Below are 23801 nucleotides of genomic sequence, written 5' to 3'. Positions count from 1 at the left end.
ACATCACGGATGAGTTGCCGACCAACTCGGGCACCCGGTGTCAGAGGTCCTCGGTGGACAGGTGGTTGAAAGATCGATACGGGCTTTGGCAGGATGCCCGCCCACATCACCGGTCCGCCGCCCCGGCCCGCGCGGCCCGCTCCCCCGCACTGCGCCTGCGGCCCACCCGGCTCCGTCCGTTTTGGTACGGACCTGCCCGCGCTCCCCGCCCCCCGCGGGTCAGAATGCCGGTATGCGCATCGACCTCGCCTCGGCCCCCGGCCACCCGGAACGCCCCAATGAGGACTGGGTATCGGCCGCGATCCCCGCTTCGGGCGGCGGCGTCCTGGTGGTCCTGGACGGCGTCACCCCGCCGGCCGACGATGACGGGTGCGTGCACGGAGTGCCCTGGTTCGCGGCGCGGCTCGGCGGCCGATTGACCGAACTGTCCGGATCGCGACGGGACATGCCGCTCGATCAGGTTCTGGCCGAGTCCGTCCGCGCCACGGCAGACGCCCACCGCGGCACCTGTGACCTTTCTCACGTCAGGACTCCGCAGGCGACGGTCGTCGTGGTCCGCTGGGACGCGCAGTACGTGGAGCACCTCGTGCTGTCGGACTCCGTACTGCTCCTGGAGACGCCCGCGGGCGGGGTGACGGCGGTGCTCGACGACCGGCTGGACCGGATCCCGCGGGAGGTGCTGGGCTCGGTGGCCGCGACGGACGCCCTGCGGAACGCGGAGGGCGGCTTCTTCACGGCGGCCGCGGACCCGGCGGTGGCGGCCCGGGCGGTGACCGGGCGCACCCCGCGGGGGCGGGTGCGGGCGGTGGCCGCGCTCACGGACGGGGCGAGCCGGTGGACGGACACCTTCGGGCAGGGGGACTGGGCCGCGTGCCTGGCGGTACTGCGCGAGGAGGGTGCGCACGGCCTGATCGGCCGGGTGCGGGCCGTCGAGTCCGATCCGGCCCGCCCGTCGGCCCGGTACAAGCGGCACGACGACGCGTCGGCGGTCTACGCCGAGCTCTGAGCGGACCGGCTCCCGGCTCCCGCTACTCCCCGCCCGAGTTCAACTGGTTCAGCAGCCGGGCCAGTTCGGCGACCTCGCCGCGGTCCCAGTCGGCGAGCTTGCGCATGTACTGCTCGCGGCGCGCGCCCCGGACCCGCAGGAATCGCTCCCGGCCCTCCTCCGTGAGGCCGACCAGGGAGGCCCGGCCGTCGGCGGGGTCGGGCTCGCGGGCCACCAGGCCCAGTACCTCAAGGGCTCGCAGCTGTCGGCTCATGGTGGCCTTGCCGACCCCGAAGTAGGCGGCGAGCTCGGTGGCCCGCTGCCGGCCGGCCGCCTCCAGGCGTACGAGGAGCCCGTACGCGGCCGGCTCCAGCTCGGGGTGGAGCTCGCGGGCCATCTCGCCGGAGGAGGCGCGGGCCCGCCGGAGGAAGACGGACAGCTCCCGCTCCAGGGCAAGGAACTCCTGGTCTTCACTCCCGTGCACGTCCCGCTCCTTCGATGGCGTCCGGCACCCCGGTGGGTGCGGGGCCAGTATTTCGCAGCGGGTGCGGCAACGGCCCGGTACCCCGCCGGAGCGGGACACCGGGCCGTGTGCAGTCACCTCGTGCGGTCGCCGGACGCGCGGCCGGGTGCGGTCACCGGGTGCGGTGCTCAGGCCGCGGCGGTGACCGGAGCCTGAGCCGGGGCCTGAGCCGGGGCCAGGGCCAGTTCCAGCACCTGGCGCACATCCGTCACCGGGTGCACCTCCAGCCCCTGGAGCACCTCCGCCGGGACATCGTCCAGGTCTGCCTCGTTCCGCTTCGGGATGACGACCGTGGTCAGCCCGGCCCGGTGCGCGGCGAGCAGCTTCTGCTTCACCCCGCCGATGGGCAGCACGCGCCCGGTCAGCGAGACCTCACCGGTCATGGCCACGTCCGTGCGCACCTGCCGCCCGGAGAGCAGCGAGGCGAGGGCGGTGGTCATGGTGATGCCCGCGCTCGGGCCGTCCTTGGGGACGGCGCCCGCCGGGAAGTGGATGTGCACGCCCCGGTCCTTCAGGTCGGCGACCGGGAGCTCCAGTTCCGCGCCGTGCGAGCGCAGGAAGCTGAGCGCGATCTGCGCCGACTCCTTCATGACGTCGCCGAGCTGGCCGGTGAGGGTCAGGCCGGCCGCGCCCGTCTCCGGGTCGGCGAGCGAAGCCTCCACGAACAGCACGTCGCCGCCCGCGCCGGTCACCGCGAGGCCGGTGGCCACCCCGGGCACGGCGGTGCGCCGCTCGGCCGGGTCCTGGGCGGACTCGGGCACGTGGTGCGGGCGCCCGATCAGCCCCCGCAGGTCGTCCGCGCCGATGCGCAGCGGCAGTTCCCGCTCCCCCAGCTCGTGCTGCGAGGCCACCTTGCGCAGCAGGCGGGCGATGGACCGCTCCAGGGTGCGCACGCCCGCTTCGCGGGTGTACTCGCCGGCCAGCCTGCGCAGGGCGTCCTCCTCCAGGACCACCTCGTCGGCGGCGAGACCGGCGCGCTCCAGCTGGCGGGGCAGCAGGTGGTCGCGGGCGATGACGACCTTCTCGTCCTCGGTGTAGCCGTCGAGGCGGACGAGCTCCATCCGGTCGGCCAGGGCCTCGGGGATGGCTTCCAGGACGTTGGCGGTGGCCAGGAAGACGACGTCGCTGAGGTCCAGTTCCACTTCCAGGTAGTGGTCGCGGAAGGTGTGGTTCTGCGCCGGGTCCAGGACCTCCAGCAGGGCGGCCGCCGGGTCGCCGCGGAAGTCGGATCCCACCTTGTCGATCTCGTCGAGGAGGACCACGGGGTTCATCGACCCGGCCTCCTTGATGGCGCGGACGATCCGCCCGGGCAGGGCGCCGACGTAGGTCCGGCGGTGGCCGCGGACCTCGGCCTCGTCGCGGACGCCGCCGAGGGCGACGCGGACGAACTTGCGGCCCATGGCGTGGGCGACGCTCTCGCCGAGCGAGGTCTTCCCGACGCCCGGAGGCCCCACGAGGGCCAGCACGGCGCCGCCGCGGCGGCCGCCGATGACGCCCATGCCGCGCTCGCTGCGCCGCTTGCGCACAGCGAGGTACTCGGTGATGCGGTCCTTCACGTCGCTGAGGCCCGCGTGCTCGGCATCGAGCACCGCCCTGGCCCCGCGGATGTCGTACTCGTCCTCGGTGCGCTCGTTCCAGGGCAGTTCGAGCACGGTGTCCAGCCAGGTGCGGATCCAGGAGCCCTCCGGGCTCTGGTCGCTGGACCGCTCCAGCTTCTCGACCTCCTTGAGCGCGGCCTCCCGTACGTTCCCGGGGAGGTCGGCGGCCTCGACGCGGGCCCGGTAGTCGTCGGACTCCTCGCCCTCCTTCTCGCCGTTCAGGTCGCGCAGTTCCTTGCGTACGGCCTCCAGCTGGCGCCGGAGGAGGAACTCGCGCTGCTGCTTGTCGACGCCGTCCTGGACGTCCTTGGCGATGGACTCGGCCACGTCCTGCTCGGCGAGGTGGTCGCTGAGCGCCTTGACCGCGAGCCTGAGCCGGGCGACCGGGTCGGCGGTCTCCAGCAGTTCGACCTTCTGCTCGACCGTCAGGAAGGGCGAGTAGCCGGAGTTGTCCGCGAGGGCGGAGACGCCCTCGATCTGCTGGACCCGGTCCACGACCTGCCAGGCGCCGCGCTTCTTGAGCCAGCTGGTGGCGAGCGCCTTGTACTCCTTGACGAGCTCGGCGACCGCGCCGGGCAGCGGATCGGGCACGGCCTCGTCGACCGTCTCGCCCTCGACCCACAGGGCCGCGCCTGGCCCGGTGGTCCCGGCGCCGATACGGACCCGGCCGAGGCCGCGGATGAGGGCGCCGGGGTCCCCGCCGGAGAGCCGGCCGACCTGTTCGACGGTCCCGAGCACACCGGTCGCGGCGTACGTCCCGTCGATGCGCGGCACGAGCAGGACCCGGGGCTTCCCGCTGCCGCTCGTCCCGGCGGCGGCCTGCGCGGCCTCCACGGCGGCGCGCACTTCGGCGTCGGAGAGATCCAGCGGAACGACCATTCCGGGCAGCACGACCTCGTCGTCGAGCGGCAGCACGGGCAGGGTGAGTGTGATGGACGTCGAAGCCATGATCTTCCCTCCGGCAGTGAAGTTGAGCTATGCCGACTCAATGCATGTGCGCCTCCCGATGTTCCCCCTGAGCCGTTCGCCCGGGGCGAACGCGTCAGACGGCCGAGATGCGGACGTCGCCCGAAGTGGTCCTCGCCGAGAGGCGGGAGGGGGCGGAGGCGTCGTCGGGGAGGGTGACGTCGCGGTCGCCGGAGGAGGTGGAGACGGCGACCCGGTACGGGGCCGGGGGGACCGTCAGGGTGACGTTGCCCGAGGTGGTCTCGGCGAGCACCGAGGACGGGGTCTTCGCGAAGTCCAGGCGGGCGTCGCCCGACTCCGAGTGGACGTCGGCGCTCGTCGCGGACAGGCCGGTGGCGGTGATGTCGCCCGAGGAAGTACCGATCTTCAGGGGGCCGCCGATCCGCTCGGCCCGGACCGTGCCGGAGTCGGCCGTCACCACGGCCGCCGCCACACCCGCCACCGAGATGTCGCCGCTGGTGCTCTCCAGCTCGACCGTCGCGGCGGCCGGGACCTCCAGGCGGTAGTCGACGTAGCAGCTCGTGGAGCAGCCGTCCGTGAAGGTCAGTACGCCGTCGGTGACCTTCTGGCCGGGCGTCGGAACGGCGCCCTCGCGGTAGTGGACGGTGCGGCGGATCGTGACACCGGGACCGGCTCCGGGGGTGACCTCGATCGATCCGGCCCGGGCCCCCGTCACCCGCACCGCGGTGACCGCCTCGGTGACCGTGGCGTCGGCGGTCGCCTTCCGGCGCGGACCGTCGTCGAGCGCGTCCGGGAGGGAGCAGCCGGCCAGCAGGAGGCCGGCCCCGAGGGCGGCGACGGCGGTGCGGGCGATGCGGGCCGAGGTGGCGTGTGAGGTCATGGCCCGATTCTCGGCCGGGGGCCCGCCCCGGGCCGATGGGGCGCGTACCCGAACCCCCGGTGGGGTTATCCCCCCTGAGCCGTCGTCACCGGAAGGTCCGAGGGCATGCCCCACTCGCTCCAGGAGCCGTCGTACACCGCGAGATCCCGGTACCCGGCGAGGTCGGCGCCCAGGGCCAGTACGCAGGCGGTCACCCCGGATCCGCAGCTGAAGTAGAGCCGCTCCCGTTCCCCGGCCAGCGCGCGGAAGGCCGCGCGCAGTTCCCCGGCGGGGCGCATCAGCCCCGCCGGGTCCTGGAGTTCGGCGAACGGCAGGTTGAGCGCGCCCGGCATGTGGCCGCCGCGCAGGCCCGGCCGGGGTTCGGGGGCGGTGCCGGCGAACCGCCCCCGGGTGCGGGCGTCGAGGACGGCCGCGTCCGGGTCGGTCAGGGCCCGCGCGACGGTGGCGCTGTCGGCCAGCAGGCCGACCCGGGGCCGGGCGGTGAAGGAGCCGCGCGGGCCGTCGTAGGCGGGGCCGGTGGCCGAGGTGGGCAGGCCGGCGGCGGTCCAGGCGGGCAGCCCGCCGTCGAGGACGGCGGCCCGGTCGAAGCCCATCGCGCGCAGCATCCACCAGGCGCGGGCGCTGGAGTAGAGGCCGGCGCCGTCGTAGACGACGACGGTGTCCGAGTCGTGGATCCCGAGGGCCCGCACGGCCTCGGTGAACTGTGCGGCGCCCGGCATGGTGTGCGGGGCGGGCGCGGTGTGGTCGGAGAGATCCCCGTCGAGGTCGAACGGCCGGGCGCCCGGGATCCGGTGGCCGGCGCCCCGGTGGGCGCCGACCGAGGCGTCGAGGAGGACGAGAGCGGGCGTCCCGAGCCGCGCGGCGAGCCAGTCCACCCCGACGAGCGGCCCGGGCAGCGTCCCCGGCGGGGCTTCGGGCCGTTCCCCGGGCCCTTCCGCGGGCCGTTCCTCGGGCCGTTCCTCGGGTGTGGCGTGCTGGGGCGTGGTCATGGGCACCTCCGGCGGGACGACACGGGCCGTCCCATCCTCCGACGCGGCCCGGCCCGGCCCCGACGGCGGGGTCGGGCGGGCGGCGACGGGCAGGGGGGACAGGCAGGCAGGCAGGCGGGCGGCTCGGGGCGCGGTCAGGGGCAGGTGCCGGGGCGGGCGTAGACCGCGACCCGGGCGCCGCGCACCTCGTCCGTCGAGCACAGGTCGAAGCGGGCGGCCAGTTCCTCGCGCTTGACCGCCTCCCGCGGGTACGGGTCCAGCGGCTGGTCCGCCGGGTCCAGCAGGGCGATCACCCGGGACGAAGCGAGCAGCGCCTCGCGGATCCGCTCCGGGGGCAGCTCGGTGCCCTGGAGGCTGTGGGAGGCCGCCGGGGTGCGGTCCAGGGCCACGTCGCGCAGTTCCCGGTAGGCCTCCGGGGAGGACAGCAGCCACTCGCGCCGGCGCGAGGGCATGAACACCACCGCGTCCCCCGGCCGCGCCCGCTCGCGGACCGCCTCGGCCACCGCGCGCGCGTCGTCCTTGCGGCTCTCCGGCGTACGCAGCCACACCGACCAGATGCCGAAGGGCACCAGGAGCGCGCCCGCCAGCACCCACGGCCACCAGCCGCGGGCCGTCGCGAGCCGGGTGCCCGCCAGCAGGGCGAGCCCGGCCAGCGCGTAGAGCACGTACCGGTCGACGTACCAGGGGTTGACCAGCGAGACCGTCATCAGCAGCCCGGGCGGCAGCAGGACGAGCGGGAGGGCCACCCGTACGAGGTCCTTCGGGGCCCCCCGCGCGAGCAGCAGGGCGGCGGCGCCCACCACCGCGTACGCCGTCCAGTCCTGCCAGCTCGGCCGCCCGAGCCAGCCGAGCTGCTGCCCGGCCTGCCGGGCGCTCACCACGGCCAGCGGCAGCAGCAGGACGACGACGGCCGCGGCGCTCCACCTCCAGCCGCGCGAGCGCCACGCGGTGAAGGCGTGGGCGAGCAGCGCCAGCGCGGCGAACTCGTGCAGCCAGCAGCCGAGCAGCAGCACCACCGCGTACGCCGTCCACCGCTCGCGGAGCATCAGGTACGTCGCCCACACCACGGCGGCCGCGACCAGGGCGTACGAGCGCCCCTCCTGGGCGTAGGCCTGCACGGGCGGCAGTACGGCATACGCGCAGCCCGCGAGCAGCGCGGCCCGCTCTCCCACCAGGCGGTGGGCGACCGCGGCCACCCCGGCGGCGGCGAGGGCGGTGGCGGCGACGGAGGGCAGCCGCAGCGCCCACAGACCGCCGTCCCAGGCCTGGAACACCCCGTGCATGAGCAGGTAGTACAGGCCGTGGACGGCGTCGACCCGGCCCAGCAGCTCCACGATCCCGCCGAGCGGCCGGTGGGCCACCTGCCACGTGACGGACTCGTCGCGCCACATGCTGCCGCCGCGCTCCAGGCCCCACACGCCGAGGAGCACGGCGAGCAGCGGGGGGAGCAGGCGCCAGGGGGCGATCCGGCTGATGGCGTCCTCCGCGTGCTGTCGGAACGGGTGTGCGGGCTCCATACTCGGGGTTGGACCCGAGTCCCGGCGGAGGTGGGTGTGCGCGCGTTACGAGCGGTTGCGGCGGCCGTACTGGGTGCGGTGGTCCTGGCGGGCTGCGGACCGTCGGGTTCCGGGGGCGGTGACGACGCACCCGCGGGCTCCTCCACGCAGCCGGGCGCGAGCGCGTCCGCGGACCCGGGCGCGAGCCCGGGCGTCTCGGCGAGCCCGGGCGGGTCCACGAGCCCGACCGTCGGCCCGACCGCGAGCCCCACGGCCGGCCGGGTTCCGGATCGCGCGCAGACCCTGGTCCGGGTGACCCGGACCGGCGGCTTCGCCGGACAGACCCACACCCTCATCGTCAAGGGCGACGGCTCGTACACCCGGCTGGACGCCAAGGCGAAGCCGACGGGCACCGGACGGCTGTCGGAGGCGGAGCTGGCCGGCCTGAGCGCCGCCCTGCGGGAGGCGGACTTCGCCCGCCTGCCCCGGATCGCGACGGGCGGCCCGACGATCTACGACGGGTACTACTACGCCTTCGTGCACGACGGTCACGAGGTGGCCGGCGCCCAGGGGTCGCTGCCGCCGGTCCTGACGAAGGTGATCGACGCGCTGCCCCCGTTCACGGGCGCGCAGGACGCCCCCTAGACCGCGCCCGGACCCGTGCCCGCGTCCGGACCTGCGCCCGTGCCCGTCGTGGAGATCTCGCGCAGCAGCCTGTCCAGGAACCCGCGCAGCCGGCCCGGCATGTCCACGCTCCCGGGGGCCAGCACCCACTGGATCTGCAGGCCGTCCATGACGGCGAGGATCTCGCGGCCGACGGCCTCGCAGTCGGTGTCCGGGCGCAGTTCGCCGCGGGCGACGCCGGCCTCCAGCAGGTCGACGGTGTAGCCGAGCACCCGGGCGTAGCGCCGGGTGAAGTAGGCGTGTGCGGGGTGCCCCGGGTTGCCGGACTCGCCCACCAGGGTGTTGAACATCCGGACGATGCCGGGCCGCCGCTCGTTGTCGGCGGCGAGGGCCACGACGGTGGCGAAGTGGGCGGCGACCGACTCGGCGGGTTCGCTGAACAGCCGCTCCACGTCGTGCTGCTCGCTCTGGGCGAGGACCGACAGCAGCAGGTCCTCCTTGCCGCGGAAGTGGTGCAGCAGTCCGCCCTGGGTGATCCCGCAGTCGGCCGCGATGCGGGCGAGCGAGGACGCGTTGAAGCCCCACTGCGCGAAGTGCTCGACGGCGGTGTCGAGGATCTTCTGCCGCCGGGCGTCGCCCACCGCGTAGGTCCCCCGGGCCGATCCCTTCGCCGCCGTCCGCGGCTTGTCCTGTGCCATGCGGCCACCCTATGAGGCCCCCGCCGGGTCCGGGCAGGACGGGGTGACCCAGGTCACTTTCCGAAAACCTAGCAGGTGCATGGTTTTCAGTTCTACCTTGGCCGTGCCGATCCGCCCGGTCACGTGCTCCAGGAGCCCCGCCATGAACGCATCGCCCGATTACCAGGACGCCTCCCTCCCCATCGGCCGCCGCGTGGAGGACCTGCTCTCCCGGATGACCCTGGAGGAGAAGGCCGGCCAGCTCTTCCACTCGATGCTGATGATGAACGCGGACGGCACCCCGGTCACCGAGACCGACGGCTCGATGCTCCCCTTCACCACGCCCGAGCTGATCGAGGACCGCTTCCTCACCCACTTCAACCTGCTCGGCAGCTACGCGCCCCGCGAAATGGCCCTGTGGCAGAACGCCGTCCAGGAGATGGCCGCGGGCACCCGCCTCGGCATCCCGGTCACGCTCTCCACCGACCCGCGCCACACCTTCACCGACAACATCGGCGCCTCCTTCAACTCCGGCGCCTTCTCCGCCTGGCCGGAGGCCCTGGGCCTGGCCGCCATCGGCGACCCCGAGCTCGTCCACCGGTTCGCCGACACCGTCCGCCGCGAGTACCTCGCCGTCGGCTTCCGGGTCGCCCTGCACCCGCAGATCGACCTGGCCAGCGAGCCCCGCTGGGCCCGCCAGTCCGGCACCTTCGGCTCCGATGCGCAGCTGACGGGCGAGCTCGTGGCGGCGTACGTACGCGGCCTCCAGGGGCCGGCCCTCGGGCCCGGGTCGGTGTCCGCGATGGTCAAGCACTTCCCCGGCGGCGGCCCGCAGAAGGACGGCGAGGACCCGCACTTCGCGCACGGCAAGGAGCAGATCTATCCGGGCGGGATGCGCGAGCACCACCTGGAGCCGTTCAAGGCGGCGATCGCCGCCGGGTGCGCGCAGATGATGCCGTACTACGGCCAGCCGCTCGGCACCGACTGGGAGGAGGTCGGCTTCGGCTTCAACAAGGGCGTGGTCACCGGCCTGCTCCGCGAGGAGCTCGGCTTCGAGGGCATCGTCTGCAGCGACTGGGGACTGCTCAACGACGCGACGATCTTCGGGCAGGTGCACCCGGCGCGCGCCTGGGGCCTGGAGCACCTGAGCGTGGCCGAGCGGACGGCCCGGGCCCTGGAGGCCGGCTGCGACCAGTTCGGCGGCGAGCAGTGCCCCGAGGTCGTCGTGGAGCTGGTCCGCTCCGGCCGTGTCCCGGAGGCCCGGATCGACGAGTCGGTACGCCGCCTGCTGCGGGAGAAGTTCGTGCTCGGCCTGTTCGAGGACCCGTACGTGGACCCGGACGCGGCGGCCGGAATCGTGGGCCGGGCCGATTTCACGGCCCTGGGGGCGGCGGCCCAGCGCCGCTCCCTCACCGTCCTCACCAACCGCGGGGGCCTGCTGCCGCTCACCACCCGCCCGAAGCTGTACGTGCGCGGCGTGGACGCGGCCGTCGCCGCCGAGTACGGCGAGGTCGTCGCCGGCCCGGCCGACGCGGACCTGGCCGTGCTGCGCCTGCGGACCCCGTACGAGCCCCGCGAGAACATCTTCGAATCCTTCTTCCACTCCGGTTCGCTGGCCTTCCCCGAGGCCGAGCTGGCGGAGATCCTGGCCCTCCTGGACCGGGTCCCGACCCTGGTCTGCATCAACCTGGAGCGGGCCGCCGTCGTCCCGGAGATCGCCGAGCGCGCGGCGGCCCTGATCGCCGACTACGGGGCCTGCGACGCCGCCCTGCTGGACGTGGCCTTCGGCCGCGCCACCCCCGAGGGCCGCCTCCCCTTCGAGCTCCCGCGCTCGATGAAGGCCGTCGAGGCGTCGCGTCCGGATGTGCCGAACGACACGCTCGACCCGGTCTTCCCGCACGGTCACGGACTGACCTTCTAGACGCCCCCGGAGGGCACGGACGGCGAGGCACCTGACCGGTCTCGCCCGCCGGGTACCGGTCCCGTGGGGGGGCCGGTACCCGGTACATCACATTCCGTTTACTGTGGTCCAGCACATATGCCATGTCCGAACCCCACGTAGCCGCAGGCCGACGCCTCCTCTACGCTGCACCCCATTCACGCGGGATCTTCAGGGGCGGACATGGAACAGACACACACCACCCATCAGGGCGCCGCGGCGACACCCGGCGCCCAGCGGCGTGTGCTGGTCGTCGAGGACGACCACACCATCGCCGAGGCCATCGCGGCCCGCCTGCGCGCGGAGGGATTCCAGGTGCAGACCGCCGGGGACGGCCCCTCGGCCGTCGCGGCGGCCGAGAGCTGGCTGCCCGAGCTGCTGGTCCTCGACATCATGCTGCCCGGCTTCGACGGCCTGGAGGTGTGCCGCCGGGTCCAGGCCCAGCGGCCCGTCCCGGTCCTCATGCTCACCGCGCGTGACGACGAGACCGACCTGCTGGTCGGGCTCGGGGTCGGCGCGGACGACTACATGACCAAACCGTTCTCGATGCGCGAGCTGGCCGCCCGCGTCCACGTCCTGCTGCGGCGCGTGGAGCGGGCCACCATCGCCGCGCACACCCCGCGCGGGGCCACCCTGCGCCTGGGCGATCTGGAGATCGACCACGCACAGCGCCGGGTGCGGGTGCACACGGAGGACGTGCACCTGACCCCGACCGAGTTCGACCTGCTGGTGTGCCTGGCCGGCACCCCGCGGGCGGTGCTCTCCCGGGAGCAGCTGCTGGCCGAGGTGTGGGACTGGGCCGACGCGTCCGGGACCCGTACGGTCGACAGCCACATCAAGGCCCTGCGGCGCAAGATCGGCGCGGAGCGGATCCGTACGGTCCACGGCGTCGGGTACGCCCTGGAGACCCCGGCCCAGGCATGAGCGGCCCGCCGATCCGGCAGCGGCAGCGGCAACGGCCCCCGGCGGGGCTGCGGCCCTTCTCGCCGTTCTCGATCAAGACCAAGCTGGGCACGCTCGTGGTGGTCTCGGTCTTCATCACGACGGGCCTGCTGCTGGTGGCCCTGCGCACCGACACCGAGCTGCGCTTCATCACGGTCTTCTCGGTGATCGCCTCGATGCTGATCACCCAGTTCGTGGCGCACAGCCTGACGGCGCCGCTCGACGACATGACGACGGTCGCCCGGGCGATCTCCCACGGCGACTTCACCCGGCGCGTACGCGGGGCGGGCCGCCGCGACGAGCTCGGCGACCTGGCCTCCACCATCAACCTGATGGCGGACGACCTGGAGGCCGTGGACCGGCACCGCAAGGAGCTCGTCGCCAATGTCTCGCACGAGCTGCGCACGCCCATCGCGGCGCTGCGGGCCGTGCTGGAGAACGTGGTGGACGGGGTCTCGGCCGCCGACCCCGAGACCATGCGCACGATGCTCAAGCAGACCGAGCGGCTCGGCGGGCTCGTGGAGACCCTGCTGGACCTCTCCCGGGTCGACAACGGCGTGGTCCCGCTGCGCGCCCGCCGCTTCGAGGTGTGGCCCTACCTGTCGGGCGTGCTGAAGGAATCCAGGCTCGCGGCCGCCGGCCGGCCCGGACTGCTCTCCGGCTCGGGCGGGCACACCCGCAACGACGTGCACCTGCACCTGGACGTCCACCCGCCCGAGCTGTGGGCGCACGCGGACGCCGAGCGGCTGCACCAGGTGGTAGCAAATCTGATCGACAACGCGGTCAAACACAGCCCCCCGCACGGCCGGGTCACGGTCCGCGCCCGGGCCGGCGACACCGCCGGAAGCCTGGTCCTGGAGGTGCGCGACGAGGGTCCCGGCATCCCGGAGGCGGAGCGCCACCGGGTCTTCGAGCGCTTCAACCGGGGCAGCGCCCGCGGCGGCGACGGAGGCACCGGTTTGGGCCTCGCGATCGCCCGCTGGGCCGTGGAGCTGCACGGAGGGCGGATCGGAGTGGCCGAATCGTCACGTGGCTGCCGCATCCTCGTCACGCTTCCGGGCAGCTCGTAGGTGCCGTGTTGACGTAGGGTTCGAGTGGGAAGGACATGATCTCGGCCACACGTACCCGGGGTCCGTCAGGGGTGCGAAGCCAAGGGGGCCGCAACCTCGGTGCCGCCTACCCGAACCAGGCTGGTTTCCCGCCATTCCACGTGCCGAAACCCGCCGTTCGATGTGACCTGCATGACGTAAGTCCCGCCCGGCCTGCATGCAGCGGCCGAGGAGGCGTAGCCTTTATTCCCGCTGTCCATACCTTGTGAAGCGGAAGAGGGCGGTTGCCGCCGTGTCGCCACAGTCCCCCAGTAACTCGAGCACCACGACCGAAGCAGCAGAGGGCGGGAAGAACCCTGCCTCAGGCTTCGGCGCGAATGAGTGGCTCGTCGACGAGATCTATCAGCAGTACCTCCAGGACCCGAACTCGGTCGACCGGGCCTGGTGGGACTTCTTCGCCGACTACAAGCCGGGTGGCGCTGTCGCTCCGGTGAAGTCGGACGGTCCCCAGAAGCCCGCGACGACGGACGGCGCCTCCGCACAGGCCGCCACCACCGTCTCCGCGGCGCCGCAGGTCACCGACGCCGCCGCCACGGGGGCGGCGCGCGCCGCAGCCCCTGCTCCGACTCCTGGTGCGAGCACCGGCTCCACTGGAGCGGCTGCCGCCGCGCCAGCTGCTGCGCCCGTGTCCGCGCCCGCCCCTGCTCCTGCCACCCCCTCTGGTGCCCCTGCTGTGACTGTCACCTCCCAGGCCCCGGCCGCCGCACCGGCCGCGCCCGCCGCCTCCTCCGTAGCCCCCCAGAAGGCCGCGCCCGCCACCGAGGCCCCCGCGGGCCCCGAGCTGGTGACGCTCCGCGGCCCGGCGGCTGCCGTCGCCAAGAACATGAACGCCTCCCTCGACGTGCCGACGGCCACCTCCGTCCGCGCCGTCCCGGTGAAGCTGCTGTTCGACAACCGCATCGTCATCAACAACCACCTCAAGCGCGCCCGGGGCGGGAAGATCTCCTTCACGCACCTGATCGGCTACGCGATGGTGCAGGCGATCAAGGCCATGCCGGCCATGAACTACTCCTTCGCGGAGAAGGACGGCAAGCCGACCCTGGTCAAGCCGGAGCACATCAACTTCGGTCTCGCGATCGACCTGGTGAAGCCCAACGGCGACCGCCAGCTCGTCGTCGCCGGCATCAAGAAGGCCGAGACCCTCAACTTCTTCGAGTTCTGGCAGGCCTACGAGGACATCGTCCGCCGCGCCCGTGTCGGCAAGCTGACGATGGACGACTTCACCGGCGTCACCGTCTCGCTGACCAACCCCGGCGGCCTGGGCACCGTGCACTCCGTGCCCCGCCTGATGCCCGGACAGTCGGTCATCATGGGCGTCGGCTCCATGGACTACCCCGCCGAGTTCCAGGGCACCTCGCAGGACACCCTGAACAAGCTGGGCATCTCCAAGGTCATGACCCTGACCTCGACCTACGACCACCGGGTCATCCAGGGCGCGGCCTCCGGCGAGTTCCTGCGCATCGTCGCGAACCTGCTGCTCGGCGAGGACGGCTTCTACGACGCCGTCTTCGAGTCGCTGCGCATCCCGTACGAGCCCGTCCGCTGGAACCGGGACATCGACGCCTCGCACGACGACGACGTCACGAAGGCCGCCCGCGTCTTCGAGCTGATCCACTCCTACCGGGTCCGCGGCCACGTCATGGCCGACACCGACCCGCTGGAGTACAAGCAGCGCAAGCACCCCGACCTCGACATCACCGAGCACGGCCTCACCCTGTGGGACCTGGAGCGCGAGTTCGCGGTCGGCGGCTTCTCCGGCAAGTCGATGATGAAGCTCCGCGACATCCTCGGCGTCCTGCGCGACTCGTACTGCCGCACCACCGGCGTCGAGTTCATGCACATCCAGGACCCGAAGCAGCGCCGCTGGATCCAGGACCGCATCGAGCGCCCGCACACCAAGCCGGAGCGCGAGGAGCAGCTGCGCATCCTGCGCCGGCTGAACGCCGCCGAGGCCTTCGAGACCTTCCTGCAGACGAAGTACGTCGGCCAGAAGCGCTTCTCCCTGGAGGGCGGCGAGTCCGTCATCCCGCTGCTCGACGCCGTCATCGACTCGGCCGCCGAGGCCCGCCTCGAAGAGGTCGTCATCGGCATGGCCCACCGCGGCCGCCTGAACGTGCTCGCGAACATCGTCGGCAAGTCGTACGCGCAGATCTTCCGCGAGTTCGAGGGCAACCTCGACCCGAAGTCCATGCACGGCTCCGGCGACGTCAAGTACCACCTGGGCGCCGAGGGCACCTTCACCGGCCTGGACGGCGAGCAGATCAAGGTCTCGCTCGTCGCGAACCCCTCGCACCTGGAGGCGGTCGACCCGGTCCTGGAGGGTGTCGCCCGCGCCAAGCAGGACGTCATCAACAAGGGCGGCACGGACTTCACGGTCCTGCCGCTGGCGCTCCACGGCGACGCGGCCTTCGCCGGACAGGGCGTCGTCGCCGAGACGCTGAACATGTCGCAGCTGCGCGGCTACCGCACCGGCGGCACCGTGCACGTGGTCATCAACAACCAGGTCGGCTTCACCGCCGCCCCGGAGTCCTCGCGTTCCTCGATGTACGCGACCGACGTGGCCCGCATGATCGAGGCGCCGATCTTCCACGTGAACGGCGACGACCCGGAGGCCGTCGTCCGCGTCGCGCGGCTGGCCTTCGAGTTCCGCCAGGCGTTCAACAAGGACGTGGTCATCGACCTCATCTGCTACCGCCGCCGCGGCCACAACGAGTCCGACAACCCGGCCTTCACCCAGCCGCTGATGTACGACCTGATCGACAAGAAGCGCTCGGTGCGCAAGCTCTACACCGAGTCCCTCATCGGTCGCGGCGACATCACGCTGGAAGAGGCCGAGCAGGCGCTCCAGGACTTCCAGGGCCAGCTGGAGAAGGTCTTCGCCGAGGTCCGCGAGGCCGCCACGCAGCCCGCGGTCGCCGCGCCGGCCTCCCCGGCCGCGCAGGCCGAGTTCCCGGTCACCATGAACACCGCGATCTCGCAGGACGTCGTCAAGCGGATCGCCGAGTCCCAGGTCACCATCCCCGAGGGCGTCACCGTCCACCCGCGCCTGCTGCCGCAGCTGCAGCGCCGCGCGGCGATGATCGACGAGGGCACCATCGACTGGGGCATGGGCGAGACCCTCGCCTTCGGCTCGCTGCTGATGGAGGGCACCCCGGTCCGCCTGTCCGGCCAGGACTCCCGCCGCGGCACCTTCGGCCAGCGCCACGCGGTCCTCATCGACCGGGAGACGGGCGAGGACTACACCCCGCTCCTCTACCTGTCCGAGGACCAGGCCCGCTACAACGTCTACGACTCGCTGCTCTCCGAGTACGCGGCCATGGGCTTCGAGTACGGCTACTCGCTGGCCCGTCCGGACGCGCTGGTCCTCTGGGAGGCCCAGTTCGGTGACTTCGTCAACGGCGCGCAGACCGTCGTCGACGAGTTCATCTCCTCGGCCGAGCAGAAGTGGGGCCAGACCTCCGGCGTCACGCTGCTCCTCCCGCACGGCTACGAGGGCCAGGGCCCGGACCACTCGTCCGCGCGTCCCGAGCGCTTCCTCCAGATGTGCGCGCAGGACAACATGACGGTGGCCATGCCCACCCTCCCCTCCAACTACTTCCACCTCCTGCGGTGGCAGGTCCACAACCCGCACCACAAGCCGCTCATCGTCTTCACCCCGAAGTCGATGCTGCGTCTGAAGGCGGCGGCGTCGAAGGCGGAGGAGTTCACGACCGGTTCGTTCCGTCCGGTCATCGGTGACAGCACGGTGGACGCGAACGCGGTCCGCAAGGTCGTCTTCTGCGCCGGCAAGGTCTACTACGACCTGGAGGCCGAGCGCGAGAAGCGCGGCATCACGGACACCGCGATCATCCGCATCGAGCGGCTGTACCCGCTGGCGGGCACGGAACTCCAGGCGGAGATCGCCAAGTTCCCGAACGCGGCGAAGTACATCTGGGCCCAGGAGGAGCCGGCGAACCAGGGTGCGTGGCCGTTCATCGCGCTGAACCTGATCGACCACCTCGACTTGGCGGTCGGCGCGGACGTCCCGGCGGGCGAGCGCCTGCGGCGCATCTCGCGCCCGCACGGCTCGTCCCCGGCGGTGGGTTCCGCGAAGCGCCACCAGGCGGAGCAGCAGCTCCTGCTGAACGAGGTCTTCGAGGCCTAGGCCCCGACCCCAGCAGCACGGAAGGCCCGGCTCCCCTGAGGGAGCCGGGCCTTCCGGCCGTTCGTGCCGGACCGGTCAGCGAGCGCCCCTGCCGGTCTCCTCGGGCGGCGCGGACCGCGACGCACGGCGCCCCTGCCACCACACGGTCACACCGGCGAGGCCTCCGGCGGCGATGAAGAAGCCCACCTTCACGGCCGCCTTGCCGGACAGCCAGGCCGCGGTGAAGGGCAGGTTCCAGCCCTGCCACCAGAAGACCCCGCACACGGCCGCCGCGACGAGGATTCCCGCCACAACGCCCAGCGCGGTCCGCCACCTTGCCCCGTCGATACCGTCCCCCATGTCACTGGTCATACGGATCACGCTAGGCGCCCGGGGCGGCGGCCTCCTCCCCACGAAGGATGATCGTGCCCGCTACTTTCGTCGCGTGAGGCTCGCGAGGCGGGAGACGAAAGTCTCGCCCGCTTCCGACGCTTCGCCTCTACCAGGCGTTCCAGAGCCCGTCATGACGGTGGCGGACCGGCGGCATGTCCGCGTCGTCGAGTTCGTGGCCGGCGCGGTGCAGTCCACGGATCCGCTGGGCGTGGAGCCGACCCTGGAGCCGGGCGCGGCCCTCGGCCGTAGCGATCTCGCCGGAAAACGAACCCGTCCTGCAGGAGAGCACCATCCACTGCCAAGAGGTGATCCGGCGCAGTGTCTTCGCCGGGGCGGGGCGACGGCCTTCGCGGGCGGCCAGGGCCAGTTCGGCATGCGCATAGCGCAGGTCGTAGAGCGACATGGACTCCGATGCGCCCTCCTGGATGCGGAGTCGCCTGGGAGTCGTGCGGACAGTTCGGGACATCGAGAGCCTCCGTAGGCCCTCCGGACTTTCCAGAGGCACCTACGGCGGATGCGTGGTGGTCAGCACGACTCAGCTCCCCCGGTCGGTCGCGACGATCATCACCAGCACAGTAGTCGCGCGGAGACGTGAAGGCCGAGGCCTTCTGCCCGCCCCTGTCGCCGAGCCTGGTGCCGCGGGGGTGGAGGCCCCGCACGCGTGGGCCCCGTACCGCCGCCCCGCACCCCTACGGCTGGGGCTCGAAGTCCCAGTACGGCCGGGTCTGTTGCTTCGCCGAGACCGTGTGGACGTGCTGGGCTCCCAGTGTGCGGGTCAGGCCGCGGATGCCCGCGTCCTCGTGCTTCGCCGCCTCCTCGTACTCCCGCACCGACCGGAGGTCCGCCGCCAGGGCGATCTGGGCGCTCAGGGCCATCGGGTGGTCCGGGCCCAGGACCCGCTCGGCCGTGCGCAGCGTCTCCCGGCTGAGGTCCAGCGCGTCCTCCAGCCGCCCCGTGATGCTGCGGTGTCCGGTGGCGTTCAGGGCGCAGCCCAGCGTCCAGGGGTGCCGGTCGCCGAGCGCGCCCCGCATGCCGACCAGCGCCTGCTCCGCGAGGGAGAGGGCCTCCGTGCGTTCGCCCTGCGCCCGCAGGACGAGGCCGAGGTTGCCGACCGTGCCGATGCTGTACGGGTGGGCGAGGCCCAGCTGGGACTGGTAGCCGCGGACCACGTCCTCGGAGATCCGGCGGGCCTCGCCGATGTCCCCGTACTCCCTGAGGTAGGTGGCGTAGTCGGAGGCGACCATCAGGGTCCACGGGTAGTCGGCGCCGAAGACCCGGGTGGCCCGCTCCCACACGGTCCGCAGCCGCAGGCCCGCGCCGGGGATGTCGCCGGAGCGGCGCAGGCACATCCCGAGGTTGTGCTCGGCGCGCAGGGTCTGCGGGTGTTCCAGGCCCAGCACCTGCGTGTTGATCTTCACGCCCTGTTCCTGCCGGGTCTGCGCCTCGTGGTAGCGGCCCATCAGCCGAAGGCCCATGGCGCAGGCGATCCCGGAGGAGAGGGTGGAGATGTGGTGGGTCCGCAGTACCCGCTCGCGGCGGCGCAGCGTGTCCAGGTCGAGGTCGTAGGCGTCCTGGTAGCGGCCGAGCAGGCGGTAGGTGGCGGCCAGGTTGTTCTGGGCGGCGAGCGTGGTGGAGTCGTCCTCGCCGAGGAGTTCGCGGTAGGTGCCCAGGCAGTGCTCGAAGATCTCGCGGGCCGGTTCGAAGCGGGCGATGCACAGCAGGACCCCGCCGTACGAGCTGGTGGCGCGCAGGGTCTCCAGGTCGCGGTCGCCGCGTTCCCCGGCGAGCCGGTCGGCGCGGGCGCGGGTGAGGGTCTCGGCCCGCCGGAAGAGCCCGAGGTTGCGCAGGGCTTCGCCGTACTGGTAGCTGAGCTCGCGGACCTTGGGGTGGTCCTCGCCGAGCAGGGCCCGCCAGATCAGGTCGGTCTCCTCGGAGAGCCGCAGGCAGGTGCGGTACTCGCCGGCGAGGATCAGGTAGCGCAGGCAGTGCAGCAGGAAGTTCTGGATGCGCGGGTTGCTGCTGGTGAGCACCCCGGAGGTGGCCAGGTGCGGGATGAGTTCGGCGTACCGGGGCCAGAGCCGGGCGTCGGAGGGCCGGCCGGGGTCGGCGGCGGCGAGGACCTGGCGCACGGCGCGCGAAAGGGGTTCGGCCTCCGCCTCGGAGAGGTTCTCGCGGACGATGCCGTGGACCATGCGGTGCAGCTGGACGGTCTCCAGCCCGCCGCCGCCCTCCTCCACGGCGAGGTCCGAGTACTCCAGCCGCACCACGGAGAACTGGACGAGCTTGTTCAGGGCGGCGTTCCACCGGATCTGGTCGTTGATCAGCCCGGCGAGCTGTTCGGGCACGTCGTCGGCGGGGAACTCGCGCAGCAGCCGCAGCGGCACCGGGCCTGGCGCGAAGAAGACGAACAGCCGCAGCAGGGCGAGGGCGTCGGGGAAGTTCTCGCGGACGTTGTTGAGCAGTATGGCGAGGGCGGTGGGGAAGGGGAGGGGGTAGTCCTCGGAGATCGCGACGGCCTCGTGGGAGTCCATCCGGTGCTGGAGCAGGACGAGGTAGTCGCCCACCGGCAGCGGGGAGTCGGCGAGCCAGCCGGCGGTCTGGTCGAGGGCCAGCGGGTAGTCCTCCAGCGCCTCGGCGAGCTGGTCGGCCTCGTCGGCGGTCAGGCGCAGGGCCCGGCGGCGGATGAAGGTGATCGACTCGGGGCGGGCGTAGAGCGGGACCTCGACGAGGCTGGTGTGGCGGGCGGCCCACTCGCGGTTGCGCGAGGTGATGATCACGTCGCCCGCGCCGGAGGGCAGCAGGTCGATCAGGTCGTCCGGGTTGTCGCAGCCGTCGAAGACCATCAGCCAGCGGCCGTACGGATTTCCGCGCCGCAGCGCTTCGAGGACGGCCCGGATCTGCTCGCCGTAACTGCCCGCCCCGCGCGGCAGCCCGAGCGCCGGGGCCAGGTCGGCGAGGCGTTCGCGCAGGGTGGGCCGGTCCTCGGCGGGGACCCACCACACCACGTCGTACTCGGAGGCGAAGCGGTACGCGTACTCGGTGGCGACCTGGGTCTTGCCGACGCCGGAGAGCCCGAGCAGGGTGACGGTGGACGCGCCGGGCGGGGCCTCGGCGAGCGCCTCGCGCAGGGTGCCGATGACGTCATTGCGGCCGGTGAAGCGCGGGTTGCGGCGCGGGACGCGCCCCCAGATCTCCGGCGGATCGTTGGGGAAGCGCGGCCCGCGGCGGCCGGTCTCGGTGCCGATCCGTTCGGTGGGCAGCTCCAGGCGGCGCAGCACGCGGTACTCGGCCTCGTAGGCGTCCAGGCCCCACAGGTCGGTCTTCTCCAGTACGGCGACGGCGCTGGGCAGCGGGGCGTCGGTGAGGCAGACCGCGGCGAACCGGTCGGGGTGGCGGTCGGTGACGGCGCGCAGGGCCGTGTTCCACTCCTCCTCGGTGTGGGTGCCGGCGGAGAAGTAGCGCTCGCTGAGGACGAGGAGGACCCGGCTGCCGGAGCGGGCCAGGTCGTCGAGGGCCTGGCCGATGCCGGGAGTGCTCTGGGGGTCCCAGCGCTGGAGGGCGACGCGGTGGCCGTGCTCCTCCAGGCGGTGGGCGATCCACACCGCCCAGGGACGGTTGAACCCCGCGAAGCTGATGACGAATCGCTGCGGCTGGGGCGGCTGGGGCGGCTGCTGCGCCGCCGGTTCACGGTCCTGGCGACTACCGGTGGTCATCGGGCCGTCTCCCTGAATGCGGGCGGTGGACGGGCTTGAAAGGTACCGCAGCGGACGGTCCGTCAGCCCTGCGCGAACGGGGCGAGTTCGGGGTGTGCCTCGCACCAGGCGCGGCGTTCGCGGTCGATGGCCCGGCGGGCCGCGGCGTGCTGGTCGCCGGGAGGCGGGAGGTCGTCCATCGCGCGCTCGGCGGCGTCCATCGCTTCGGTGAACTCCCGTCCGGCCGCGGTCAGTCGTTCGTGCTCCCGCAGCGCGGGCAGGACCGCGGCGACCTGGGCGCGGATCCGGGCGTGCTGGGCCCAGGCGCCTCGGGCCCCGTAGAGGGCGGCGCGCTGCCAGTACCCGGCGAGCGCCAGGTGGGCGTAGGCGCCGTGCAGCAGTCCCTCCAGGGGGCGGGGGTCGCTGCGCCACGGGGCCCAGTGGCGGGGCGTGCGGTCGGCGGTGTGCAGGGTCAGGACGTCGGCCAGCGCGGCCAGTTTGCCGTGCTGGACCTCGTGGACGAGGGTCGCGGCGAGCGCTGGCGGCGCCTGGGCACGGGCCAGTACGGAACCGGCGGCGGCGGGGAGGGTGGCGCCGCTGGAGCGGGAGCCGACGGCCAGCGGTACGACGGAGCGCAGCAGCTGTACGGTCTCCTCCGCGCGGACGGTGTCGTAGCGCTGGAGCAGGGTGAGCGCGCCGGACCACTGGGTGTCCCACCGCTTGTGGCCCTTGGGGGTGAGCCGGCGGGCGGGGCGGACCTGGGCCTGCTGCGCCGGGCCGGGCGCCCGGTAGGGGTCGAGGTCGTCGAGGGCGGTCCTGCCTCCCGGCAGGCTGTGCAGGGGCACGGTGGCGGGGTCGTCGGGGTCCCAGGAGCGTTCGGTGAGGGCGAGCGGGCCGGGGCGGTCCGGGCGCAGCAGACCGAGGGTGGGCAGGACGAGCCGGCCGTGCAGGGGGCGCAGGGTGTGGGTGAAGGCGATCCCGGCGCGCAGGGCGGCGGCGACGGCGAGGGCCCCGAGGTGGCCGAGGTCGGCCGGGGGGCCGCACCGGGCGTGCAGCCGGCGCAGGGTCTCCTCGGCCCACACCCCGGTGGCGGGGTAGTGCAGCACGTCGCGCACGGCGCCGGCGTCGTGCCGTTCGGCCTCCTCCAGCAGGGCCCAGGCGTCGGCGGTCTCCCCGGACCGGCCGCCGGGGGCGGCGTCGAGGACCGCGCGCAGCAGAAGCAGGCGCTTGGAGCGGCGTACGTCGCGGACCAGGCGGGTGCCCTCCATGGACGGCTCGGTGGAGGCGAGGGCGCGCAGGGTGGGCGAGGAGACGGTGAAGGCGGTGAGGGCGGCGGTCATGAGGCGACCGCCGGGGGGTGTGCGGGGGGCTCGGTCGCGGGGGCGGCGGCGGAGGTCCGGGCGGCGCGCTGGACGGCGGCGGCGATGTGGCGGATCAGCAGCTGGAGGTCTGCGCAGTACACGGACGGCTGGCGGAAGCCCTCGCCGGCGCGGTAGCGGTGCGGGTAGTGCCCGCCGCCGCACACGTCGACCAGCTCGCAGGCGCGGCACCGGGGCGCGAGCGCGTCCCGTCCGAGCTGGCGGGCGGCGAGTCCGGGGTGGTCGAGGAGCTGGTCGAAGCTGTGGGTGTCCAGGGTCATCCCGGTCGCGGCGGCGCCCTCGTACGCGGATTTCAGTGAGTCGGCCTGTTCGATGGAGCCGTCGGTCTCGATCACGGCGGTGGCGGCGGGCGTGAGCCCGAGGGTCTCGGTGGCGGCGGGCAGGCCGAGCAACAGGGCGATGATCTCCTCGAAGAGCCGGATCCGGGTGCGCCGTACGCCGTCGTGCCACCAGCGCTCGAAGACGGCGAGGAGCCAGTCGGCGTACGGGGTCCGGTCCGGGTGGTGGCCGGGTGGCGGGGCGCTCCAGTTCGCGAGCGGCAGGAGCAGCCCGATGCTGGGCGGGGCGAAGGCGAGCAGCGACTCGTAGGTCTCCACCGGGTCGTGGCCGAGGTCGACGACGACGAGCACCCCGGCGTAGCTCTGCGGGTGCCGGGCCAGCAGCCGCAGGCCGCGGGCGGCGGCGCCGAAGCCGGGCCGTCCCGCGTGGTCCACCCGCCGGGTGTTGTGCGCGGGCAGTCCTCCGTCGAGGCTGACGCCGACGCGGATCCCGGCGGCGGCGAGTGCGGCGAGGCGGCCGCGGGTGAGCAGGGTGCCGTTGGTCTGGACGGTGGCGGTGACCCGGGTGCGCGGGGCGGTCCCGGCCACGGCGGCCCGTACGGCGTCGACGGGCGCGGCCAGTTCGGCGGGCGAGGTGAGCAGGGGCTCCCCGCCGTGCAGGACGAGGTCGACCCGGGGCAGGTCGTGGGCGGCGGCGTGCTCGGCGATGCGCTGCGCGGCGCGGGCGGCGGTGGCGGGGGTCATGGCGGGCGGCTGGTCGCGCCAGCCCTGGTCGGCCATCTCGTAGACGTAGCAGTAGGTACAGGCGAGGTTGCAGCGGCTGCGGGTCTTGAGGACGAACTGCCGGATGGGGTGGGGCCGGTGGCCGGCGGCCCGCGCGGCGGCCACGTCGAGCCGGAGGTAGGGCCAGGGCGCGTTCCGCGCATGGCGCTGCTGCTCCCGCTGCCGCTCCACGACGGGGTCGGGGGCGGGCGCGGGCGCCGGGGCGTCGGCCGCCGCGGGCACGGGGTCGGGGCGCGGGGTCGTCGGGTCGGGAGCCGCCGCGGGCGCCGGGGCGGGGTGCGGGGGCGGGCCGGGGTTGCCGGGTGCGGGCAGCGGGGAGTCGCTCGTGACCGATCGCGCCATCGCCGCACCTCCTCCCCGGCCTCCGCCCGGGGACACCCCGGCGGACGGTGCATCCCTGCCCTGGGGACGGACCCGGCTAACGGCGGAAAGTGGTCAACTCGCTTTCAAGGTGGGGCGGATCA

At 73.5% G+C, this 23801-nt stretch carries 17 protein-coding genes; 6 read left to right on the top strand and 11 right to left on the bottom strand.

The window, feature by feature from the left end; all coding sequences use genetic code 11:
• The first annotated feature begins 232 nt into the window (after positions 1-232).
• Positions 233-1006 (top strand): hypothetical protein, encoded by a 774-nt coding sequence (locus OG753_RS28065; protein WP_327264417.1) that lies wholly within the window; start codon positions 233-235, stop codon positions 1004-1006.
• Between the two features lie 22 nt (positions 1007-1028).
• On the opposite strand, the gene OG753_RS28060 is transcribed toward OG753_RS28065, so the two are convergent.
• The 5 genes from OG753_RS28060 to OG753_RS28040 all read right to left on the bottom strand — a co-directional run bounded on the left by OG753_RS28060 (position 1029) and on the right by OG753_RS28040 (position 7419).
• Positions 1029-1469: a MarR family winged helix-turn-helix transcriptional regulator gene (locus OG753_RS28060; protein WP_053704694.1), complete on the bottom strand. Its 441-nt coding sequence runs from the start codon at positions 1467-1469 to the stop codon at positions 1029-1031.
• A 167-nt stretch (positions 1470-1636) separates the two neighbouring features.
• On the bottom strand, positions 1637-4054 hold the full coding sequence (gene lon / locus OG753_RS28055) for an endopeptidase La (RefSeq protein WP_383192263.1): 2418 nt from the start codon (positions 4052-4054) through the stop codon (positions 1637-1639).
• 94 nt (positions 4055-4148) lie between these two features.
• A complete protein-coding gene (locus OG753_RS28050; RefSeq protein ID WP_405790582.1) occupies positions 4149-4913 on the bottom strand; it encodes a DUF4097 family beta strand repeat-containing protein in 765 nt (254 codons plus the stop codon).
• Positions 4914-4978: 65 nt separating this feature from the next.
• On the bottom strand, positions 4979-5902 hold the full coding sequence (locus OG753_RS28045) for a sulfurtransferase (RefSeq protein ID WP_405790580.1): 924 nt from the start codon (positions 5900-5902) through the stop codon (positions 4979-4981).
• 134 nt (positions 5903-6036) lie between these two features.
• Positions 6037-7419 carry a hypothetical protein gene (locus tag OG753_RS28040; RefSeq protein WP_405790579.1) on the bottom strand — a complete coding sequence of 461 codons (1383 nt, stop codon included), beginning with the start codon at positions 7417-7419 and terminating at the stop codon, positions 6037-6039.
• A gap of 36 nt (positions 7420-7455) precedes the next feature.
• Here OG753_RS28040 and OG753_RS28035 point away from each other — a divergent pair, with 36 nt between their 5' ends.
• Positions 7456-8043 (top strand): hypothetical protein, encoded by a 588-nt coding sequence (locus OG753_RS28035; RefSeq protein WP_405790578.1) that lies wholly within the window; start codon positions 7456-7458, stop codon positions 8041-8043.
• On the opposite strand, the gene OG753_RS28030 is transcribed toward OG753_RS28035, so the two are convergent.
• The gene (locus OG753_RS28030; RefSeq protein ID WP_405790576.1) at positions 8040-8720 is read right to left on the bottom strand and encodes a TetR family transcriptional regulator; all 681 of its coding nucleotides are present in this window, start codon (positions 8718-8720) and stop codon (positions 8040-8042) included. The two genes, OG753_RS28035 and OG753_RS28030, sit on opposite strands and share 4 nt — an antisense overlap.
• A 142-nt stretch (positions 8721-8862) precedes the next feature.
• On the opposite strand from OG753_RS28030, the gene OG753_RS28025 reads away from it, so the two are divergent.
• The 4 genes from OG753_RS28025 to OG753_RS28010 all read left to right on the top strand — a co-directional run bounded on the left by OG753_RS28025 (position 8863) and on the right by OG753_RS28010 (position 16833).
• Positions 8863-10620 (top strand): glycoside hydrolase family 3 protein, encoded by a 1758-nt coding sequence (locus OG753_RS28025; RefSeq protein WP_405790574.1) that lies wholly within the window; start codon positions 8863-8865, stop codon positions 10618-10620.
• Positions 10621-10821: 201 nt separating this feature from the next.
• A complete protein-coding gene (locus OG753_RS28020) occupies positions 10822-11562 on the top strand; it encodes a response regulator transcription factor (RefSeq protein ID WP_030390170.1) in 741 nt (246 codons plus the stop codon).
• The gene (locus tag OG753_RS28015) at positions 11559-12650 is read left to right on the top strand and encodes a HAMP domain-containing sensor histidine kinase (protein WP_327264409.1); all 1092 of its coding nucleotides are present in this window, start codon (positions 11559-11561) and stop codon (positions 12648-12650) included. The genes OG753_RS28020 and OG753_RS28015 overlap by 4 nt, the downstream gene beginning before the upstream one ends.
• A 271-nt stretch (positions 12651-12921) precedes the next feature.
• Entirely contained in the window at positions 12922-16833 is a 3912-nt protein-coding gene (locus tag OG753_RS28010) for a multifunctional oxoglutarate decarboxylase/oxoglutarate dehydrogenase thiamine pyrophosphate-binding subunit/dihydrolipoyllysine-residue succinyltransferase subunit (protein ID WP_405790572.1), read from the top strand.
• Between the two features lie 75 nt (positions 16834-16908).
• On the opposite strand, the gene OG753_RS28005 is transcribed toward OG753_RS28010, so the two are convergent.
• From OG753_RS28005 to OG753_RS27985, 5 genes are all read right to left on the bottom strand, one after another.
• Entirely contained in the window at positions 16909-17184 is a 276-nt protein-coding gene (locus OG753_RS28005; RefSeq protein WP_327264407.1) for a hypothetical protein, read from the bottom strand.
• 127 nt (positions 17185-17311) lie between these two features.
• Complete coding sequence (locus tag OG753_RS28000; RefSeq protein ID WP_405790570.1) at positions 17312-17671, bottom strand: hypothetical protein; 360 nt, start codon at positions 17669-17671, stop codon at positions 17312-17314.
• Positions 17672-17894: 223 nt separating this feature from the next.
• Positions 17895-20918: an FxSxx-COOH system tetratricopeptide repeat protein gene (fxsT, locus tag OG753_RS27995; protein WP_327264405.1), complete on the bottom strand. Its 3024-nt coding sequence runs from the start codon at positions 20916-20918 to the stop codon at positions 17895-17897.
• A gap of 62 nt (positions 20919-20980) precedes the next feature.
• Positions 20981-22237 (bottom strand): aKG-HExxH-type peptide beta-hydroxylase, encoded by a 1257-nt coding sequence (locus tag OG753_RS27990; RefSeq protein ID WP_405790568.1) that lies wholly within the window; start codon positions 22235-22237, stop codon positions 20981-20983.
• Positions 22234-23679 (bottom strand): FxsB family cyclophane-forming radical SAM/SPASM peptide maturase, encoded by a 1446-nt coding sequence (locus OG753_RS27985; protein ID WP_405790566.1) that lies wholly within the window; start codon positions 23677-23679, stop codon positions 22234-22236. Before OG753_RS27985 ends, OG753_RS27990 begins: the two co-directional genes overlap by 4 nt.
• Positions 23680-23801 lie beyond the last annotated feature (122 nt).

This window comes from Streptomyces sp. NBC_00029 (genome assembly GCF_045160505.1).
Lineage (GTDB): Bacteria > Actinomycetota > Actinomycetes > Streptomycetales > Streptomycetaceae > Streptomyces.
Note: the sequence above shows the minus strand (reverse complement) of the source record. Positions and strands in the feature narration are given on the sequence as shown.

Excerpts from the sequence above, each read along its gene's own strand:
- OG753_RS28065 (WP_327264417.1), top strand. The coding sequence starts at position 233 with ATGCGCATCGACCTCGCCTCGGCCCCCGGCCACCCGGAACGCCCCAAT.
- lon (WP_383192263.1), bottom strand. The coding sequence starts at position 4,054 with ATGGCTTCGACGTCCATCACACTCACCCTGCCCGTGCTGCCGCTCGAC.
- OG753_RS28050 (WP_405790582.1), bottom strand. The coding sequence starts at position 4,913 with ATGACCTCACACGCCACCTCGGCCCGCATCGCCCGCACCGCCGTCGCC.
- OG753_RS28045 (WP_405790580.1), bottom strand. The coding sequence starts at position 5,902 with ATGACCACGCCCCAGCACGCCACACCCGAGGAACGGCCCGAGGAACGG.
- OG753_RS28040 (WP_405790579.1), bottom strand. The coding sequence starts at position 7,419 with ATGGAGCCCGCACACCCGTTCCGACAGCACGCGGAGGACGCCATCAGC.
- OG753_RS28030 (WP_405790576.1), bottom strand. The coding sequence starts at position 8,720 with ATGGCACAGGACAAGCCGCGGACGGCGGCGAAGGGATCGGCCCGGGGG.
- OG753_RS28025 (WP_405790574.1), top strand. The coding sequence starts at position 8,863 with ATGAACGCATCGCCCGATTACCAGGACGCCTCCCTCCCCATCGGCCGC.
- OG753_RS28020 (WP_030390170.1), top strand. The coding sequence starts at position 10,822 with ATGGAACAGACACACACCACCCATCAGGGCGCCGCGGCGACACCCGGC.
- OG753_RS28015 (WP_327264409.1), top strand. The coding sequence starts at position 11,559 with ATGAGCGGCCCGCCGATCCGGCAGCGGCAGCGGCAACGGCCCCCGGCG.
- OG753_RS28005 (WP_327264407.1), bottom strand. The coding sequence starts at position 17,184 with ATGACCAGTGACATGGGGGACGGTATCGACGGGGCAAGGTGGCGGACC.
- OG753_RS28000 (WP_405790570.1), bottom strand. The coding sequence starts at position 17,671 with ATGTCCCGAACTGTCCGCACGACTCCCAGGCGACTCCGCATCCAGGAG.
- fxsT (WP_327264405.1), bottom strand. The coding sequence starts at position 20,918 with ATGACCACCGGTAGTCGCCAGGACCGTGAACCGGCGGCGCAGCAGCCG.
- OG753_RS27990 (WP_405790568.1), bottom strand. The coding sequence starts at position 22,237 with ATGACCGCCGCCCTCACCGCCTTCACCGTCTCCTCGCCCACCCTGCGC.
- OG753_RS27985 (WP_405790566.1), bottom strand. The coding sequence starts at position 23,679 with ATGGCGCGATCGGTCACGAGCGACTCCCCGCTGCCCGCACCCGGCAAC.